Origin of the sequence: Halpernia humi (assembly GCF_900108025.1) — a bacterium.
GTDB classification, from domain to species: domain Bacteria; phylum Bacteroidota; class Bacteroidia; order Flavobacteriales; family Weeksellaceae; genus Halpernia; species Halpernia humi.
Genome location: NZ_FNUS01000006.1, coordinates 136,943 through 155,070, shown reverse-complemented (window position 1 = coordinate 155,070; position 18,128 = coordinate 136,943). Strand labels below are relative to the sequence as shown.

Genomic DNA, 18,128 nt, shown 5'->3' with positions numbered 1-18,128 from the left:
TTTTAAAACTATTTAATGAAATTTTTCTTAATACTTTTTTGTTTTTTAGGAAGCGTGAATATTTTTGCGCAAGATAAAACACAAGACAGTATTGCTAGAAAAGAAATTACGGCCATCAAAACTTCTAAAGCACCAAAAATTGATGGCATTTTAGACGATGAAGTTTGGCAAAATGTTCCTTTAGCCAAAAATTTTGTACAATTAGAGCCTGAAAATGGCAAAGCAGAATCCCCCGATTTTAGAACTGAAGTAAAGATTTTGTATGATGATACTGGCATTTATATAGGTGCCACATTGTATGACCCAGATCCTAAAAAAATTGGAAAAGAATTAACAGAACGCGATAACATTGGCTTTGATGATTATTTTAATGTTTTAATTAATGGTTATAATGACAAGCAACAAAGTCTAGAATTCATGATAATGCCCAGCGGTGTGCAATTTGACGCTAAACTCACCAACAATACTGGCGAAGACAAAAATTGGAGCGCCGTTTGGTATAGCGCAACAAAAATAAATGAAAATGGATGGTCGGTAGAAATGAAAATCCCGTTTTCTGAACTTCGTTTTCCCAAGAAAGACATCCAAAAATGGGGTATAAATTTCGTGCGACTAATTCGTAGAAGTAAAATAAAAAGTACTTGGAATTTCGTCGATAACAAGAAAGGTTCCTTCTTGCTCTACGACGGTGTTTTAAACGGTATTAAAAATATAAACACACCGGTAAGATTATCTTTTCTACCCTATTTCTCTACTTATTTAAATAATTACGATGGCACAAATACCACACGCGTAAATGGCGGACTAGATGTAAAATACGGCATCAACGATGCTTTTACTTTAGACACAACACTTATTCCAGATTTTGGGCAAACCACGTTTGATAACACTATTTTAAATTTAGGACCTTTTGAGCAACAATTTACAGAAAATCGTGCTTTTTTTACAGAAGGAACTGAACTTTTTAGCAAAGGGGATTTATTTTATTCCCGCCGTGTGGGCGATTATCCCTCGCGCGACCCAAACTTAGGGACAAATGAAGTATTAGTTGGCAGCATCCAAAAAGTAAAATTATTAAATGCCACGAAAATATCGGGACGAACCAACAAAGGTTTAGGCGTTGGCTTTTTTAATGCCATTACCGAAAAATCACAAGTTGAAATTCGTGATACCGTAACGGGAAACATTCGCAAAGAAACTTTAGAACCGCTTGCAAACTATAATGTAACAGTTTTAGACCAACGTTTTAACGGCAATTCCTCTGTCTCATTAATCAACACTAACGTCACCAGAGCCGGTGATTTTCGAGATGCCAATGCAACAGCATTACTCTTTGATTTAACAGATAAAAAAAATAAATACAACGTTTTTGGCGGTCTAAAAGGAAGTTATGTAAAAGATAATACCAAAACTTTTGGTACCGACCTAAATGCTGGAGTTGGAAAAATTTCGGGGAAAAACCGATATTCATTGGGTTTTGAGAGTATTTCTAAAAATTACAATATTGATGACCTAGGTTACACAGGCGAAACCAATTTTATTAATTACAACGGAAACTACAGTTACACTTTGCTCCGTCCTAGCAAAAATTTCAATAAAATAACCGTAAATGCCAATGTAAATTATGCAAGAAGATTAGATACAGATTTGTTTAAAATATTATCTATCTATTCTAATTTTTCATTTTTAGATAAAAAATTCCGGAACTTGGGCGGTGGTTTATTATTAACACCAAAAGGTGAAAACGACTTATTTGAACCACGCACATTTGGCAAATACCTATTTATCCCCGCTTACGTCAATCCTTGGATTTGGTATAATTCTGATACACGAAAGAAATTTAACTATTATTTTTCGGTAGATTATTATGCCTACCAGCAAAAGGGAAGAACAAAAATTAACAATCAATTAGATTTGAGTTATCGCATTTCTGACCATTTATCTTTAGAATATATCGCCAGTTATAACATTAGCAATCGAGAACAAGGCTATGTGGGCAAACAAAATTCTAACATTTACATCGGCACAAGAAATAGAAATACCGTTACAAATGAGTTAACTTCAAAATATACCATTAATAATAAAATGTCGCTTAATTTCAGTTTACGGCATTATTATACGGAAGTCAACTACAAAAATTTTGGTATTTTGCAAGATGACGGACGCGTTTCTGAGGTTAATAATTACACATCCGACAACCAAACATACAATACTTGGAACATAGATTTGCGCTATTCTTGGTGGTTTGCGCCAGGAAGCCAAATTACTTTACTTTACCAAAATGCAGCCGAAAATTATTTGAATTATTCTAAAGTTAACTTCAAAAACAATTTCAGTAATTTATTTAATGAACCGATGAACAACACCGTGAGTTTGAAAGTTACTTATTTTATCGACTATAATTCAGTACGAAATTGGCTGAAATAATTTTTAACAAAAACACATTCATAAAATAGTCAAAAAAGTTTTTGTCATTTATTTTCTATTTAATAAAAGAAAAAGTTCTGTTTTTTTTATTTGATGTAACACAATCGCCTAAACAGTTGTCTTATCTGAAAACTAATTAATGAGAATCTTTTATTTAATAATTTGTCTTTCTGCTAGTTCTATATTTTTTGCGCAAAAAAAGTCGGAAGACAGTATTGTTAGAAAAGAAATTACAGCCATCAAAGTTTCTTCTGCTCCTAAAATAGATGGCATTTTAGATGAAGAAATTTGGAAAAACGTCCCAGTCGCGCAAAATTTTGTAGAATTTCAACCACAAAATGGAAAGGCTGAATCCCCTGATTTTAGAACAGAAGTGAAAATTTTGTACGACGATACCGCAATTTACATCAGTGCGATGATGTACGACCCAGAACCAGATAAAATTGCAAAAGAATTAGTAGAACGCGATGATGTGGGCAATGATGATTTTTTTGATGTTTTACTAAATGGTTATAATGACAAACAACAAAGTTTAGAATTTCTTGTAATGCCAAGCGGCGTGCAGTTTGACGCCAAACTTACCAACGATAATGAAGACGGAAACTGGAGCGCAGTTTGGTATAGTGCCGCAAAAATAAATGAAAAAGGTTGGGCAGTAGAAATGAAAATTCCGTTTTCTGAACTGCGTTTTCCTAAAAAAGATATCCAAAAATGGGGATTAAATTTTATTAGATTTACCCGAAGAAATAAAGTAAAAACCACCTGGAATTTTGTAGATAATAAAAAAAATTCGCTTCTATTATTTGATGGCACTTTAAAAGGTATCGAAAAAATAAACACACCTGTGCGATTATCTTTTCTCCCCTATTTTTCTACTTATCTCAATAATTACGACGGGAAAACAACGGCAAGTATAAATGGTGGAATGGACGTAAAATATGGGATAAACGATGCTTTTACGTTAGACACCACTTTGATTCCAGATTTTGGCCAAACTGCATTTGATGCGACTATTTTAAATTTAAGTCCCTTCGAGCAGCAATTTACAGAAAATCGTGCTTTTTTTACAGAAGGAACGGAACTTTTCAGCAAAGGAAATTTATTTTATTCGCGTCGTGTAGGCGATTATCCCTCGCGAGATCCCAATTTAAAGAGTGTCGAAAGTTTGGTTAAAAATATTCAAAAAGTAAAATTATTAAATGCTACAAAGATTTCTGGCCGAACAAATAAAGGATTGGGGATTGGCTTTTTTAATGGAATTACGAAAAAAACCGATGCTGAAATCATTAATAATGCAACTGGACAAATACGAACAGAAACCTTGGAACCACTTGCTAATTATAACGTGATTGTGCTAGACCAGCGTTTTAACGGCAATTCTTCAGTATCTTTTGTAAACACAAACGTCACCAGAGCGGGAGATTTTCGCGATGCAAATGCAACCGCAATTTTGACAAATCTAACAGATAAAAAAAATAAATACAATTTCTATAGCAACTTTAAAGGCAGCTATGTGAAAGATAATACTAAAATATTCGGAACAGATATCGCTGCCGGCGTTGGAAAAATATCTGGAAAAAGCCAATATGCATTTGATTTTGAAGCCATTTCTAAAAATTATAATATCGATGATTTGGGATATACCGGACCAACCAATTATTATAGTTTTCATGGTTATTACGGCTATCACCTTTTGCAGCCCAACAAAAATTATAATAATATCAATTGGAACAACAATATAAATTATGGCAGAAGATTAGATACCGATCTTTTTCAAGTTTTTGATTTTAATACCAATATCGGTTTTCAAGACAAACAATTTCGAAATTATACCGTGGGCGTTCACAGTTTTCCCGTGGGTGAAAATGATTTGTATGAGCCAAGAACTTTCGGGAAATACTTATTTATACCGGCACACATTAATCCTTATCTTTATTATAATTCAGACAATCGCAAAAAACTAACTTACAGTTTTGCGATAGATTATTACATGTACGATCAAACTGGAAGAAATAGAATGTACAATGAATTGGGTTTTAGATACCGTTTTTCTGATCATTTTTCTTTAGAATATAATGGCTCATCTGATATTAGTAACCAAGAACAAGGCTTTGCTGGAAATCAAAATGCAAATATTTACATCGGAACCAGAAACAGAAATACGGTGATAAATGGCCTTACTTCTCGGTACGCCATCAATAATACGATGTTGATTAGTTTCAATTTAAGGCATTATTATACCGAAGTCAATTACAAAAAATTTGGAATTTTGCAAGATAATGGTCGCGTTTCAGACGTTAATAATTACAGCATAAAAAACCAAACTTATAATGCTTGGAATATAGATTTACGCTATTCTTGGTATTTTGCGCCGGGAAGTCAACTCACTTTGCTTTATCAAAATGCCGTTCAGAACAGTTTAAATTATTCTAAAGTTAATTTTAGAAATAACTTTAATCAATTATTTAATGAACCGATGAATAACACTTTGAGTTTGAAAGTTACTTATTTTATAGATTATAATGCGGTGAAACATCTTTTAAGTAAAAAAGAAAAGTTATAAAGTTGCAAATTATACTAATTCCACTATTTTTCCGACCGTTAATTTTTCTAAAGTTGCTTTATTTTTTAAACAGAAAACAAACAAATCTGTTCTTTGCTTGTTTCCTGTGTTCAAAGCATTTGAAGGCGCAATATTTTTAATATTAAATGTCTCCAATTTTGCATTTACTTTTAGTTCTATATTTTCTTTTAAATTTAATAAGCGTGCGAGAACGTAACCATTTTCATACTTATATTCAATTTTAAAAGTTATTTTCACAAAAAATGATTTTAATTTAATTAAAGCAAAACCAAAAATTAATATTCAAACAAAATACTTCCCCAAGTAAAACCGCTCCCAAACGCCGATAAACAGACCAAATCTCCACGTTTTATTTTTCCTTGCTCGATGGCTTCGCTTAAAGCCAAAGGAATGGAAGCGGCCGTTGTATTGCCATATTTTTGAATATTATTAAAAATATTTTCTTCAGGTAAATTCAATTTTTTTTGTACAAATTGTGAAATTCGCAAATTTGCTTGGTGTGGAATAAACATATCCAAATCTTCTACACGCTTTCCTGCTTTATCTAAAACTTCCATAATGGTTTCTGGGAAACGCGTTACGGCGTGTTTAAACACAAAATTGCCATTCATTATCGGGTAAATTTCTTCTGCGGAAACCGCGTCTGGTTCTAGCAAAGTTCGATCGCTCCAGCCAAATTTAGATCCGGGGAATTTTGTGCAAAGTTCTTCTGCGTATTTTCCTTCGGAATGTAAATTGGTGGCCAAAATACCATTTATGTTTGCGTCATCCGATGCTTTTAAAATTAATGCACCTGCACCATCGCCGAAAATTACAGAAACACCTCGCCCAGCATCAGAAAAATCTAAACCAAATGAGTGCACTTCTGCGCCCACAACTAAAATATTTTTATATTCGCCAGATTTTATATACGCATTTGCAACGCTCATCGCATACACAAAACCAGAACATTGGTTTCTGACATCTAAAGCACCAATCGTCTCACAGCCGAGCATTTCTTGCAAAAGAACACCGCAACCTGGAAAAAAATAATCTGGACTCAAAGTTGCGAAAATGATAAAATCCAAATCTTTAGCCGAAAGTTTTGCATTTCTTAAAGCATTTTCTGCCGCTCTAAATCCCAAATATGCGGTTGTTTCTTCAGAATCATTTCTATTTTTGCGATGGTGTCTTTCTTTAATACCAGTTCGTTCTATAATCCATTCATCATTGGTGGTCATCAATTTAGACAAATCATCATTGGTCACAATATTTTCTGGAACGTAATGCCCAATACCCGCAATTACACTTTTATACATTTTAAAATAATTTAACACAAAAATAATGTTTATTTAGCAGATGAAAAATACCAATTTTATAACCTAGTTTTTTATACTAAATTTGTAACATGGCTTTAGAAATATTTCTTAAAAATGAGCATTGTGAATGGATTGATGTTGTTGCACCAACTGCGGAAGATTTAAAATTTATCCATGAACGGTACTCCATTAATCATCTTCTTTTAGAAGATACTATCGACCCAAACCATCTTCCAAAATTTGAAAAAGTAGATGAGGTCTATTTTTACCTGATGCGCGAAAATACAGAATTAGAACGCACCAATCTGAGTACTATCAGCGATGTGAGTACCAAATTAGGGGTTTTTATTTTTGATAAAACCATTATAAGCATTCATCGGATGAAAAACCGAAGCGTGCATGAAACTAAAGTAGAAGCCCAAAAAAAATTAGAAGTAATTCGCAAGGAAGATATTGCATTGATTTTGGCCTTAAAGGTTTTGAAATCTTATGATGATGAAGCCCGCAATTTAATGGCTATTCTAGATCGTTTAGAAGACGAAATATTCTTGAAAAACACCAGCAACAAAAACCAAATTCGGCGTTTATACCGATTGAAAAGAAAAGCAGGTCTCAATACAAGAATTCTAAATATTTCAGCAGATTGGGTTGAAAAATTCAAACTTCTAAATTTAGTAGATTCTGAAGTGGTAGATTTTAAAGATAAATACAAAGATGTTACGGCAGATTTTGATCATCTAAATGCACAAGTTACCAACTTAATTTCAATGTTTATCGCACTTTCTGATCAAAAAGCCAACCAAGTGATGAAACTTTTGGCTATCTTTTCGGTCTATTTTTTACCGATCACTTTCATCGCTGGCGTTTATGGAATGAATTTCGAAATTATGCCAGAACTACACCTAAAACACGGCTACTACTATGTTTTGTGCTTGATGGCGATTATTGAAATTGTGATTTTTATTTATATGCGGAAGAAGAAATGGTAAGTCGTTTTTGAGATTTTTTTATATTAAACCTTCAAGGTTTTGGAAACCTTGAAGGTTTAGCATTAGAACAACGGACTATTTCAAAAACCTTTTTACATCCACTTCTTCTAATAGCGGCTTTCCAGTTTCGATGAAATCAAACAAATCTTTGGCGAAATAATTTCCATTTAAAATACCTCGCGCGCCGAGACCGTTTAGAACGAATAAATTTTCATGTGAACTGTGTCGCCCTAATATCGGCCTTCTATCTCCAACAGTTGGTCTAAAAGCGTAATAAACTGAAGAAATTTCATAATCTTTTTCATAAAAATCTTCTAATGATTTTTTTAAATCTTTCACAGAATCTTCATTGATTTCATTTTCCAGATGATCTCGATCGTGGGTTCCACCGTAATAAAATCTATTTTCAGACGTTGGGAAAAGAAAATATTTTTTCTTAAAGGTTTTATTATCTAAATTTTCGGATAACTTCAAATTTAACTGATGCCCTTTATTTGGAATTAAAGGAATATTTTTAAAATATGGATTGTTTCTCACAGCCATTCCTTCGGCAAAAACAATATGATTAAATTTAAAGTTTTGGTAGATGTTCTCTTCTGCATCTAATTCTTCATATTTAAAATATTCAAAATTTATAGCATTGATTTCCTTTAAATAAGAAAAAAAATCTGCGAAAAAAGCCTGAACATTTAATCTACCAGATTGCAAAACACAACCAGTTCCAAAAGAATTTTTTACTTCATCAAATGATTTAAAGTCTGAACTTAAAAAAGGTTTTAAATCTTCTCGTTTGCATTTCTTTGTCCAAACGTCGCGTTCCATTTCGTCGTGTAAAATTCGATGAATTGGCTCATTAATCCAATAATTTTCACCTGTGTAGGTTTCTATTTCCTTCAAGGTTTTTCGCAAGGCATCTAATTGTTCTTGAGCCAGCCAAAAGCGCGTAAAACGTTTAAGAACCAAAGGGTTAATAATTCCGGCTGAAATGTGAGATGCACTTTTTTCTCCGCTCGAAAAAACTACAAACGATTTTTTATTTAAAATGAGTTGATGGGCAAAAAACAAGGCTGCATAACCATCGCCAACAATTATATAATCTATTTCTTTCATAATAAAAACACTAAATTCGAATTTATAAATTACAAATTGCAAATATTTAAAATAATAGCCAAAAAAACCTGAGCATTAAAAACTCAGGTTTCTTATAATTATAAATATTGAACTTTAGTAAGCCCACATATCGTTTTCCATTTGTAGAATTTGGTTTTTAATGCGATCGCTTTCATCCAATTGTGCTTGTGCATCTTTTGGAATATAATCTTTTATAACGCCATTTCCAAGACCATTATCTACCTTATAAATAATCGAAGAAAAACGACGTGCGTTCAATAAATCGTCATAAGTAATATTTGAAGATAAATTTTGATTATTGAAAACCACATTATTGGCTAAAACTTTTCTTGCATCTGGATAATATACCCAAAACAAATCTATCAATTCGTCTTTATTTGCAAATTGCTCTCCCATTGTGGCGGGATCTTGCCCCATAGCGCAAATACCGATAAGTCTGTATTTCATTTCGCCATCTCTACGATCAATATACCACATCCCTTTAATTTTCAACAACTTAACATTTTCTGATTTTGTCTCGTAAACGTAAGTTCCTGCTTTTTTATCTTCTTCAGTGGCAGTTCCAGCATTAATTTTATCAATTAAATAATCTGTTACTTTTGTACCATGTGTTCTGTCATAAATTTGTTGCTTGGTTAATCGAGTGGTAAACATTTCATCATCGTAAACTTCGGTTATTTTTCCATCATTTACTGCATCTAACAAAATTTGGTATAAAGATTTGTTTTCAGAAACCAATCCATCTTCATTATGATAAAATGGCTGATTTATTTTTTCATTCAAATCTATAATCTCCCAAGTGACCATGCTTTTCAGCACATCTTTATCTTCAATAAACCCATATTTTAATGGATCTACTTTTGTAGAAACTAAAGAATCGCCTTGCCGCATCATTCCTTCGTCTCTATATTTACGAAACGCTTCAGGAGATTTTGCATTTAAAATAGACATAGAATTGACTGGCGCATCATCGATAGACCCTCCAGTATTATCTGGTGTGTCTGGTGTAGTAGGCGTTTCCACAGGCAATTCTGCCGCCGGAACCAATGATTCTTTAGAGGCAGCAACCGCGGTTTTTGCCTTTCTTTTCTTTTTTGTCTTTTTCTTTGTTTGCGCTCCCACCGCTGTGAAACTCAAAGCAAGAAATATAAATAGGACTTTTTTCATTCTAAAATTTTTATACGAAGATAAAATGTATCTATCAAATTCAAACGTTATTACTGAACGTTTATTATTATTGGCGGAATATTCTTTAATCTTTGGCTACCAAGCCCCGTTGCTGTCGCTTCAATATCAAAAACATAAACCACATCACCTGCTCTTAAATTTTTAGTTAAACTTGCAACTCCACTCATAGAACTTCCTGAGATTGACATCGCTGCTTTTCCTGGTGCTTTGAATTTAAAACTATTCACCGTAAAACTTACAGGAAAATCAAAATCTGGCATCGCAGCATTAACTCGCTGATTTGCTATTGCGCTTGCAGGCATTGAAACAACACTGCTACCTTGAATTTGCCCCACTGGCGGTGGAACATTTTTAATTCTGAAAGGAAAAGATTGCGTAATTGTTTTTCCTTTGGAATCTTTCCCCGAAATGGTAAGATTAACTGTATTTCCAGTACTTGGAGTTACCATCCATTTTCCTTTTCCTCCAGTCACAGAAGCACCTGGCGCTGAAAGTGAAAGTCCAGAGGTATCTGCACCTAAAATAGAACCTGTGATTGGGTTAGCTAATCCACGGTATAAAACATTCATTTTATCTGCAGATAATAAAGCTCCAGCTTGTGCTATTAATGGATTAACACCAGAAACTACGTTGTAATTTTGGCTATAAGGAAGTGTAATTGGATTTCCGTTTTTATCTTGAAAAGTAATGTTACCAGCAAAAACTTTCTGTCCAAGTGAACCTGTATTTAAATTTGTAATACCCTGTCCATTTGTTACCGTTAGACCAGGCATTTGTAAACCAGGAACATTATTGGAAGTATTAGCAATAGAAACTTTTGCTACTGCAGTTTCCCCTTGTACAACCTGTGTAGGTGCAGAAACAATGGCTTCGTAACTTGTAAATTTAATATCTGCGTCAACTTTTTCTTGTAACATTAAAGATAAAGCATCACCTTGAATACCACGCACAGAAGACTGAATGACTTCCATATTAGATAATGCGGCGATTAAAGGTTGGTTGTAAAATTTATACTGAATCCAATTTTTATTATTAGAATTCTTTGGAGCAACCGTAACCATTTGTTTATTAGCGCGCTGCACAATACTCTTCATGTCTTCATTTTTACCAAAAGTTTGATTTACAAACGCTCTAAAATCATTAATTTTATTTTGCAAATCGATTGCTTTTTTGGAGGGTGTATTTTCACTACCATCTTTAAAGAAATATTGCGTTGCTGGTTCGGTATTATTTAAAGCAGCGAAATTTTCATCCACACCAACTGTTGGACTAGAATTAAAATCTGCGTCTTTTTTTAAATCACGTTTCATTCTCTCCAAATATCCCACCAAATCATCTGCTTTCGCTCTTAAATTTTGATAATTTTGTTTGGGCAGTTCAAAATTTTCTGGGGAGTTTTTGGCTTTTGCTTCTAAAGTTTGTTCGAAAATTCCATTGTTACTTTCAGTTAAATTTCTAGTGCTTTCTAGTGAAAGGTTTGTATCTTGATAGGACCTGATGATTTCCTGATCGATAGTCATCGCAAGCATTGCGATAAATACCAGATACATCAGGTTGATCATCTTCTGACGAGGGGTTTGTTTTCCTTGTGCCATTTTTAATAAAGTTTTGTTATACGTTAGTAATTAAAATAAAGGAAAACTAGGCTTTCATTGCGCTTAACATACCGCCGTAAACTCTATTAAGATTATTTAAATTAGAAGTAAGTCCTTGTAATTCATTATTGAAATTTTCAGAATGTTGTGCAGATTTCTGCATATCTTCTACGTATTTTTTGCTGTATTCAGATTGTGTTCTACCGTGTTCTAATTGCAAAGCATAAAGTGCATTCATACTTTCTAAATGAGAGGACGCTAAAACTAATTGATCATTATATTTTTGTGTTGCAGCAGATACATCAACAGTTTCATTAATTTTTTCTACAGAACCTGAAAATTTATCTAAACCTGATTTTAATCTTTCGAATAAACTTACATCTAAATTTGCCTCTTCAAGCATTTTGTCTAATTTATCTGATAATGAAACATTAAGTTCATCATTTGAAAAACTTACTGCTTTTCGTGGTTTTGCTACGGCATTTTCATCAAGCAATTCTGGATATACATTTTCCCAAGCGTAAGATTCTTCTGCTTGCTCTGGGAAAAAAGCCATAGATAAGAATACTAAAACCTCGGCACCAAGACCGATTCCCAACATTAAATTCCCACCAATAGGACCTAAATGCCAGTGTGTCATTTTAAATAATGCTCCTAATATAACGATAGCCGCAAAAAATGAATAGAAAAAATTAGTTCTGTTTGCTTTGGTTTTAAACATGTTAGTAAAAGTTTATTATGTTAGTTTATTTTTAAATTAATTAGTTTTTTTTCTGTATTTGGCAGTTCCTTCTGGGATATCTTGCACGGTTCTGAAACCGATATAGCTTCTCGCAGAATCTTTTCTTTCCCAATCTCTATAGCCAGTCATCAAAAGATAAGATACGTCTTTCCAAGAACCACCACGCACAGATTTTTTTACATCTCTGTAAGCTTGGTTAGAAAGATAAGGATTTAATGTAGAAGAGAATTGGTAAGTAGAATTGCTGTAAGGAGATTCCGTCCATTCTGCAACGTTCCCTGCCATGTCATATAAACCATACCCATTTCTTTGAAAAGATTTTACTGGCGCTGTATAAGTATAAGTTCCTTTCTTTTCATCTTCGATATAATTACCACGTTTTGGTTTAAAGTTGGCTAAATAGCAACCCCTATCGTCTGTTAAATAAGGCCCGCCCCAAGGATAAGTTGCGTTTTCAATTCCACCTTTTGCCGCATATTCCCATTCAGCTTCTGTTGGTAAACGAAATGCCATTGGCTTTTGCTTTTTCTTTTTTAAACTTTCGTTATAATCAGATTTTAATTTAGTTTTAAAGTTACAATATGCTCTTGCTTGATCCCAAGTAACTCCAACTACTGGATAAAAATCGTAAGCTTTTCTCCAAAAATAACCATCATAAAGTGGCTCATTATAAGCATAATTAAAATCTTTTACCCAAACAGTAGTATCTGGATATACTGCGATACTTTCTTTTTTGATATATTTTGTGCCTCTGCCTTTATCTTTAATTGCAGTTTCTACATCTTCCCATTCGTATGCATACTTAAGTTTACTAGCATCAATAATTCTTTCATTATTAATTCTTTTTGCAGGCGGCAAGTACATAGATTCCATTACTTCTGCATATTTTGCATCGGGATAAGCAGATGTGTTGTAAGTTAATGGCACGCTCCAATCTAATCTTTTAGATTCGTTATAGCCATCTCTTCCACCCTTATCTTCTAAAAATTGCTGATACGGTGTGGCATCATTTCCTGCCTTTTTCGCTAAATATGCATAATCTGCGATACCAGTTCCATTTCCATCGCTTCCGCCATCACCTGCTGCTTCTGCGAGTAATGTTCTTGCGATTGAATCTTTAACGTAAGTAACGAAGATTCTATATTCTGCATTGGTAATCTCGGTTTCATCCATAAAGAAGGAAGAAACAGTTACTGTTTTTAAAGGTGCTTTTTCCGGTGTGTTGGTAAAATCTTGGTCTGCCATACCCATCACAAAAGAACCTGCAGGAATTGGTACCATGCCGTAAGGTCTAAGAGAGACAAAACTTTTGGAATTATAATGTGATACAAGTTCTCCTTTAGTTTTAGAACCTGGTTTTCCAGCACGTGCAGCCCCACCTTTGTTACAAGATATTATGAATACTGAAGTTAATAGTAAAAGAAATATTCTTTTCATGCTATACATTGAAATTAGTCGGTAAATATATAATTTTTTTAAAAAACAATTATGATTTTTTTTACAGAACGCAAAAATTTATATAATATTTTATAATTATATTATTCTACGGTGACAGATTTTGCCAAATTTCTCGGCTGATCTACGTTTGCGCCTCGATAAACTGCTATGTAATAGGCCAATAACTGTAAAGGAACTGATGCAATAATTGGTGAAAAACATTCTGAAGTTTCCGGAAATTCGATTACATAATCAGCCATATTTGAAACTTGTACATCTCCTTTATTTACTAAAGCAATAATTTTTCCTTTTCTAGCTTTAATTTCTTGAACATTACTTACAACTTTGTCGTAGTGACCTTGTTTTGGTGCAATGATAACGATTGGCATATTTTCATCTATCAATGCAATTGGGCCATGTTTCATTTCGGCAGCCGGATATCCCTCTGCGTGAATATAAGAAATTTCTTTTAATTTCAATGCGCCTTCTAGTGCAGCAGGGAAATTGTAGCCTCTTCCAAGGTATAAAAAGTTTTGTGCACCCACGAAATCTTTTGCTATTTCTTTCACTAAATCATGCGTTGTAGCGAGCACTTCTTCTACTTTTTTCGGCAAAGCATCAAGTTCGGTAATTAGCCTCATAAATTCTACATTGCTCAAATTACCGTTGTGTTTACCTAATTTTAAAGCAATTAAAGATAAAATGGTTAATTGTGAAGTGAAGGCCTTAGTGGACGCTACGCCTATTTCTGGGCCTGCGTGCGTATAAGAGCCTCCATCTGTAAACCTAGAAATAGATGAATCTACAACATTACAGATACCATAAACAAATGCACCTTTTTCTTTGGCTAATTTAATTGCAGCCATTGTATCTGCTGTTTCACCAGATTGCGAAATTGCAATTACAACGTCTTTATTGGTAATAATTGGATTTCTATATCTAAACTCGGAAGCATATTCTACCTCAACCGGTATTCTTGCAAATTCTTCTATTAAATATTCTCCTATTAAACCTGCATGCCAAGAGGTTCCACATGCGATGATGACAATTCTTTCTGCTTTATTTAATCTTTCTAAATGATCCCAAATTCCTGCCATTTTTATGATTCCTTCATCTACCAATAACCTTCCTCTTAAAGTATCATGAATTGATTTTGGTTGCTCAAAAATTTCTTTTAGCATGAAATGTTCATAACCGCCTTTTTCTATTTGCTCTAAACTTAATTTTAATTCTTGAATGGCAGGTGTGATTTTTTCATTGTCTTTGATATTTCTGATATCCACACCATTTTCCAAGGAAATTGTAGCCATGTGGCCTTCTTCTAAATAAACCGCTTCTTTTGTAAATTCTACAAAAGGAGAAGCATCTGAAGCAATAAAATACTCCCCTTCGCCCAAACCTATTGCAAGTGGAGAACCCAATCTGCCAACAACTAGAACGCCGGGATAATCTTGGTGCATTACAGTGATCGCATAGGCGCCATAAACCTCGTTCAGAGCGTATCTTACCGCTGTGGGGAAATCTAGAGAAGTATCATTATTCATGAAATACTCTATCAAATTTACCAAGACCTCGGTGTCTGTTTCGGATTCAAAGGTGAAACCTTTGCCCATCAGCATAGTTTTGATGGTATCATAATTTTCGATTATACCATTATGAACCAATACAATTTTTTTGCTATTTGAACTATGCGGATGCGAATTCCTATCGCTTGGCACGCCGTGAGTGGCCCACCTTGTGTGCCCCATCCCAGTATGAGAAATACCTTTTAAATTAGTAGAAATTTTCACCAAATCTTCTACTTTACCTTTTGTTTTAGCGGTATATAATTTGCCTTGATTATCTTCTACAACTATACCTGCACTATCATATCCTCTATATTCTAGTCTTCTTAAACCGTTGATAACGATGTCATAAGAGTCTTGAAAACCGGTGTATCCTACTATTCCACACATAATAATTTGAGTTTTATTTATTGTTTTTTTGCATAAATCACCCGGAGTTGCGCCCTCTGCGGGTTTAATGAATCTGTACCTACCAAAACCACAGCGTTTGGAGTGTAGGATCGAGTATTAAAATTCTGCCCATAGGCTAAATTGGAAGACGCTAAACCTAAAAAGGATTGGGTTGCTGCATCTAAAGTATAGTCGCCTACATTAATCACTATATCTTTATTTGGTGCTTCGGTTTCTATAACATCTTTCACAGTCTTAGTGATATTGATGTCATAATAAGAAGGATTTCCATAAAGATTATTCGTGGTAATCAATCTAAAATTAGGGTTGATGCTATAGGTTGTAAATTCTTTTAAGAAAGTTGAAACATTTTTTTGTTTCGTAACAAAATATTTGGGTTTTCCAAAATTATTTAACCAGGAATTATCTGAATATAATCTAATAGTAGCAGAAAGAATGCCTGCTTTTTGGTTGTTATATAAATCTTTCAAAGATGCTATTGTAGTTGCTGGTATTTTTAATCCTACGCCTGGGCCTCCCATTCCTTGCAAAAATAATTTTGGGCTACCATTTATACTATCAGAGACTGCCATTGCTGCTCCTGCTGCCGTGCCATTTCTATCAAAATCTATTTTCTGAAAATGCACATTATTAGATCCAACATCTAAACTAAATACATTTTGAGGTCTTGTATTAACACCATCTACTATTGAATCACTTTTATAATAGAGTTGCAATTTTACTTGATTCGGCGCAAATTTGAATAAATAACCATCATTTTCTGCTACGGAAACCTTTAACCCTCTAAAATATCTTATAAATGTTGAAACATCACTCAATTCAGGCATACCCGCTTTTGCAATTATTTTATTTTGAAAAAATGTGCTATCTAGTGGAATCCTTAAGTTTGCTTCTCGGTTAAAAAGTTCTGTACTATCTGCATTGCTTTTAATATTTACTGAAGTTACATCTCCATAAAAATCTTTAGATCCAAGTAATGCACCCGTTGCAAAATCTTGATTAGAATACAATTTTGTAACCGTAGAACCCATGTAATCGGTAACTTCGTTTACGTTTATTGTTAATTTTGTTTTACCTCCAATTTTTGTTCTACCATATTTGTATATCACGGGATATGTTTTGGTAATTTTTGTAGAAGCAATGTTTCCAGTCGGATAAATGAAATTATTAATAGTAGATTTTCTAATTGAATCAGTAGAAGTAGGGAGAGAGGGAGTTATGACCAACACCGCAGAATCTGCTTTTGCATTTGTACCAAAAGTTGGTGCATAAGAAGAAAGCCTAACTTGCGTAAAATACGACGATTTCAACTTACCAAATTGTGGTACATCGAAAGCACCGAGTGTTACGGAATCCATTTTTGCATTATCTGTTCTGATTGTGTCATTATTCGAAATATTATACGCAATCAAATCTTTCAGCACTACGCTATCTTGTGCGGCGCCATTTGTGAAAAATTGCGAACCTAGGTTATCTGCATTTGGCTCACAGTTTATAAGCAACAGACTACCAACGAGTGCAAAAAATGTAATTTGCAACAGCCCTTGAAATTTTTTAGTCATTTATATAAATTCTATTAGTAAATTTTATTGAAATTATCAGAATCGAGGTATTCTGATTTTTGAACTTTGGTATCATTAAATTTTTGGTCTAAAGCACCTTCGAGAAACTCGTCTCCTTTTAAGATTACATCCACAAAATCAATACTATCAAGTAAAAAATTTTCTGAACTTGGGTCTTTTAACGCATTAAGACCTATTATATTATCAAATTTTAATTTTTCTTCAATCCCACTATCTAGCGGAATAACTTCTTCATTATAAAGCGACATCACAATTTTAGTATCACTAAAATAAGAATCTTTTTTGTAAAATGTTTTCAAATAAATAGGAATCATAGAAGACATCCAACCATTAAGATGAATAATATCTGGCACCCAATTTAGTTTTTTGATGGTCTCTATTACACCTCTTGCAAAAAATATAGCACGCTCATCATTATCTTCATAATATTTAGTCTCTTCATCGCCATAAAAATATTTTCTTTTAAAATATTCATCGTTATCTATGAAATAAACTTGCAATCTTTCACCGGGCAAAGACGCCACTTTTATGATAAGAGGTTGATCTAAATCATTAATAATAATGTTCATCCCAGAAAGCCTGATAACTTCGTGCAACTGAAATTTTCTTTCACTTATAGATCCAAATCGTGGCATAAAAACACGAACATCATTCCCTTCTTGGTGCATTTTCAACGCCATCTTGTTCACCATAGTTGCCATATTACTTTCTTCCTGATAAGGAAACAATTCTGTGGTAACGTACAGTATCTTCTTATTCTGCATATTTTTTTTTCTAATTCATAATAACAAGAGCACTCTCTCGCCCTAAGATGCAAAATTACGAAATTTTAGTCTAACAAATTTCATTTAACATATATTTAATATTTTGCCTTTTTCAACTTGAAATTTCTTTCTATTTTAAAATTTTTGTGTTTGTTTCTAATTAAATATAAATCTTAATTTAATTTCAACCTTGGCACATAGACTAGTGAAGTTTCTTTCATCATAAACCTTTTCGATTTAATTTCTATTTTTTGAATAAATTTAAGAATTTTAGCCAATCTAAAACTCAAAAGAAGCATCGAAAACATTATGTTTGCACTTAAATTTATGAGAACAATGGCTGCAAACAGACGAATTTGCAATCAAGATTTGAAAAATGATTAAAAATAGAAGAATACTTTACTTTTAACTTAA

13 protein-coding genes are annotated in these 18,128 nt (G+C 33.3%); 3 read left to right on the top strand and 10 right to left on the bottom strand.

The genetic code is table 11. From position 1 onward, the window contains the following. Positions 1–15 precede the first annotated feature (15 nt). Both C4S29_RS12145 and C4S29_RS12140 read left to right on the top strand, forming a co-directional pair. Positions 16–2,427 (top strand): DUF5916 domain-containing protein, encoded by a 2,412-nt coding sequence (locus C4S29_RS12145; RefSeq protein WP_103914365.1) that lies wholly within the window; start codon positions 16–18, stop codon positions 2,425–2,427. A 139-nt stretch (positions 2,428–2,566) separates the two neighbouring features. Beyond that, complete coding sequence (locus C4S29_RS12140) at positions 2,567–4,990, top strand: DUF5916 domain-containing protein (RefSeq protein ID WP_103914364.1); 2,424 nt, start codon at positions 2,567–2,569, stop codon at positions 4,988–4,990. 9 nt (positions 4,991–4,999) lie between these two features. Here the strand turns inward: C4S29_RS12140 and C4S29_RS12135 are convergent, their stop codons facing one another. Together C4S29_RS12135 and C4S29_RS12130 are read right to left on the bottom strand one after the other, a co-directional pair. Beyond that, complete coding sequence (locus C4S29_RS12135; protein ID WP_103914363.1) at positions 5,000–5,248, bottom strand: hypothetical protein; 249 nt, start codon at positions 5,246–5,248, stop codon at positions 5,000–5,002. Positions 5,249–5,286: 38 nt separating this feature from the next. Next, positions 5,287–6,309: a 3-oxoacyl-ACP synthase III family protein gene (locus C4S29_RS12130; RefSeq protein WP_103914362.1), complete on the bottom strand. Its 1,023-nt coding sequence runs from the start codon at positions 6,307–6,309 to the stop codon at positions 5,287–5,289. 89 nt (positions 6,310–6,398) lie between these two features. On the opposite strand from C4S29_RS12130, the gene C4S29_RS12125 reads away from it, so the two are divergent. Further along, complete coding sequence (locus C4S29_RS12125) at positions 6,399–7,298, top strand: CorA family divalent cation transporter (RefSeq protein ID WP_103914361.1); 900 nt, start codon at positions 6,399–6,401, stop codon at positions 7,296–7,298. A gap of 75 nt (positions 7,299–7,373) precedes the next feature. Here C4S29_RS12125 and C4S29_RS12120 read toward each other — a convergent pair whose 3' ends face one another. The 8 genes from C4S29_RS12120 to C4S29_RS12085 all read right to left on the bottom strand — a co-directional run bounded on the left by C4S29_RS12120 (position 7,374) and on the right by C4S29_RS12085 (position 17,714). Further along, entirely contained in the window at positions 7,374–8,408 is a 1,035-nt protein-coding gene (locus tag C4S29_RS12120) for an NAD(P)/FAD-dependent oxidoreductase (RefSeq protein ID WP_103914360.1), read from the bottom strand. A gap of 114 nt (positions 8,409–8,522) precedes the next feature. Next, positions 8,523–9,380, bottom strand: coding sequence for a type IX secretion system ring subunit PorN/GldN (gene porN / locus C4S29_RS12115; protein ID WP_233740553.1), 858 nt, complete (start codon positions 9,378–9,380; stop codon positions 8,523–8,525). A 266-nt stretch (positions 9,381–9,646) separates the two neighbouring features. Continuing rightward, positions 9,647–11,212, bottom strand: a complete 1,566-nt coding sequence (porM, locus tag C4S29_RS12110) for a type IX secretion system motor protein PorM/GldM (RefSeq protein ID WP_103914358.1) — start codon at positions 11,210–11,212, stop codon at positions 9,647–9,649. 46 nt (positions 11,213–11,258) lie between these two features. Continuing rightward, on the bottom strand, positions 11,259–11,933 hold the full coding sequence (gene porL / locus C4S29_RS12105) for a type IX secretion system motor protein PorL/GldL (RefSeq protein ID WP_103914357.1): 675 nt from the start codon (positions 11,931–11,933) through the stop codon (positions 11,259–11,261). A 36-nt stretch (positions 11,934–11,969) separates the two neighbouring features. Then, the gene (gene porK / locus C4S29_RS12100; protein WP_103914356.1) at positions 11,970–13,391 is read right to left on the bottom strand and encodes a T9SS ring complex lipoprotein PorK/GldK; all 1,422 of its coding nucleotides are present in this window, start codon (positions 13,389–13,391) and stop codon (positions 11,970–11,972) included. Between the two features lie 101 nt (positions 13,392–13,492). Next, on the bottom strand, positions 13,493–15,346 hold the full coding sequence (glmS, locus tag C4S29_RS12095; protein WP_103914355.1) for a glutamine--fructose-6-phosphate transaminase (isomerizing): 1,854 nt from the start codon (positions 15,344–15,346) through the stop codon (positions 13,493–13,495). A gap of 17 nt (positions 15,347–15,363) precedes the next feature. Continuing rightward, positions 15,364–16,929 carry a DUF4270 family protein gene (locus tag C4S29_RS12090; protein ID WP_103914354.1) on the bottom strand — a complete coding sequence of 522 codons (1,566 nt, stop codon included), beginning with the start codon at positions 16,927–16,929 and terminating at the stop codon, positions 15,364–15,366. Between the two features lie 14 nt (positions 16,930–16,943). Continuing rightward, on the bottom strand, positions 16,944–17,714 hold the full coding sequence (locus C4S29_RS12085) for a glycogen/starch synthase (protein ID WP_103914353.1): 771 nt from the start codon (positions 17,712–17,714) through the stop codon (positions 16,944–16,946). Positions 17,715–18,128: the final 414 nt, after the last annotated feature.

What these genes read in the sequence shown, in the direction of transcription:
- porK (WP_103914356.1), bottom strand. Translation starts at nt 13,391, where the DNA reads ATGAAAAGAATATTTCTTTTACTATTAACTTCAGTATTCATAATATCT.
- C4S29_RS12130 (WP_103914362.1), bottom strand. Translation starts at nt 6,309, where the DNA reads ATGTATAAAAGTGTAATTGCGGGTATTGGGCATTACGTTCCAGAAAAT.
- C4S29_RS12145 (WP_103914365.1), top strand. Translation starts at nt 16, where the DNA reads ATGAAATTTTTCTTAATACTTTTTTGTTTTTTAGGAAGCGTGAATATT.
- C4S29_RS12120 (WP_103914360.1), bottom strand. Translation starts at nt 8,408, where the DNA reads ATGAAAGAAATAGATTATATAATTGTTGGCGATGGTTATGCAGCCTTG.
- C4S29_RS12085 (WP_103914353.1), bottom strand. Translation starts at nt 17,714, where the DNA reads ATGCAGAATAAGAAGATACTGTACGTTACCACAGAATTGTTTCCTTAT.
- porN (WP_233740553.1), bottom strand. Translation starts at nt 9,380, where the DNA reads ATGTCTATTTTAAATGCAAAATCTCCTGAAGCGTTTCGTAAATATAGA.
- porL (WP_103914357.1), bottom strand. Translation starts at nt 11,933, where the DNA reads ATGTTTAAAACCAAAGCAAACAGAACTAATTTTTTCTATTCATTTTTT.
- C4S29_RS12140 (WP_103914364.1), top strand. Translation starts at nt 2,567, where the DNA reads ATGAGAATCTTTTATTTAATAATTTGTCTTTCTGCTAGTTCTATATTT.
- porM (WP_103914358.1), bottom strand. Translation starts at nt 11,212, where the DNA reads ATGGCACAAGGAAAACAAACCCCTCGTCAGAAGATGATCAACCTGATG.
- C4S29_RS12125 (WP_103914361.1), top strand. Translation starts at nt 6,399, where the DNA reads ATGGCTTTAGAAATATTTCTTAAAAATGAGCATTGTGAATGGATTGAT.
- C4S29_RS12090 (WP_103914354.1), bottom strand. Translation starts at nt 16,929, where the DNA reads ATGACTAAAAAATTTCAAGGGCTGTTGCAAATTACATTTTTTGCACTC.
- glmS (WP_103914355.1), bottom strand. Translation starts at nt 15,346, where the DNA reads ATGTGTGGAATAGTAGGATACACCGGTTTTCAAGACTCTTATGACATC.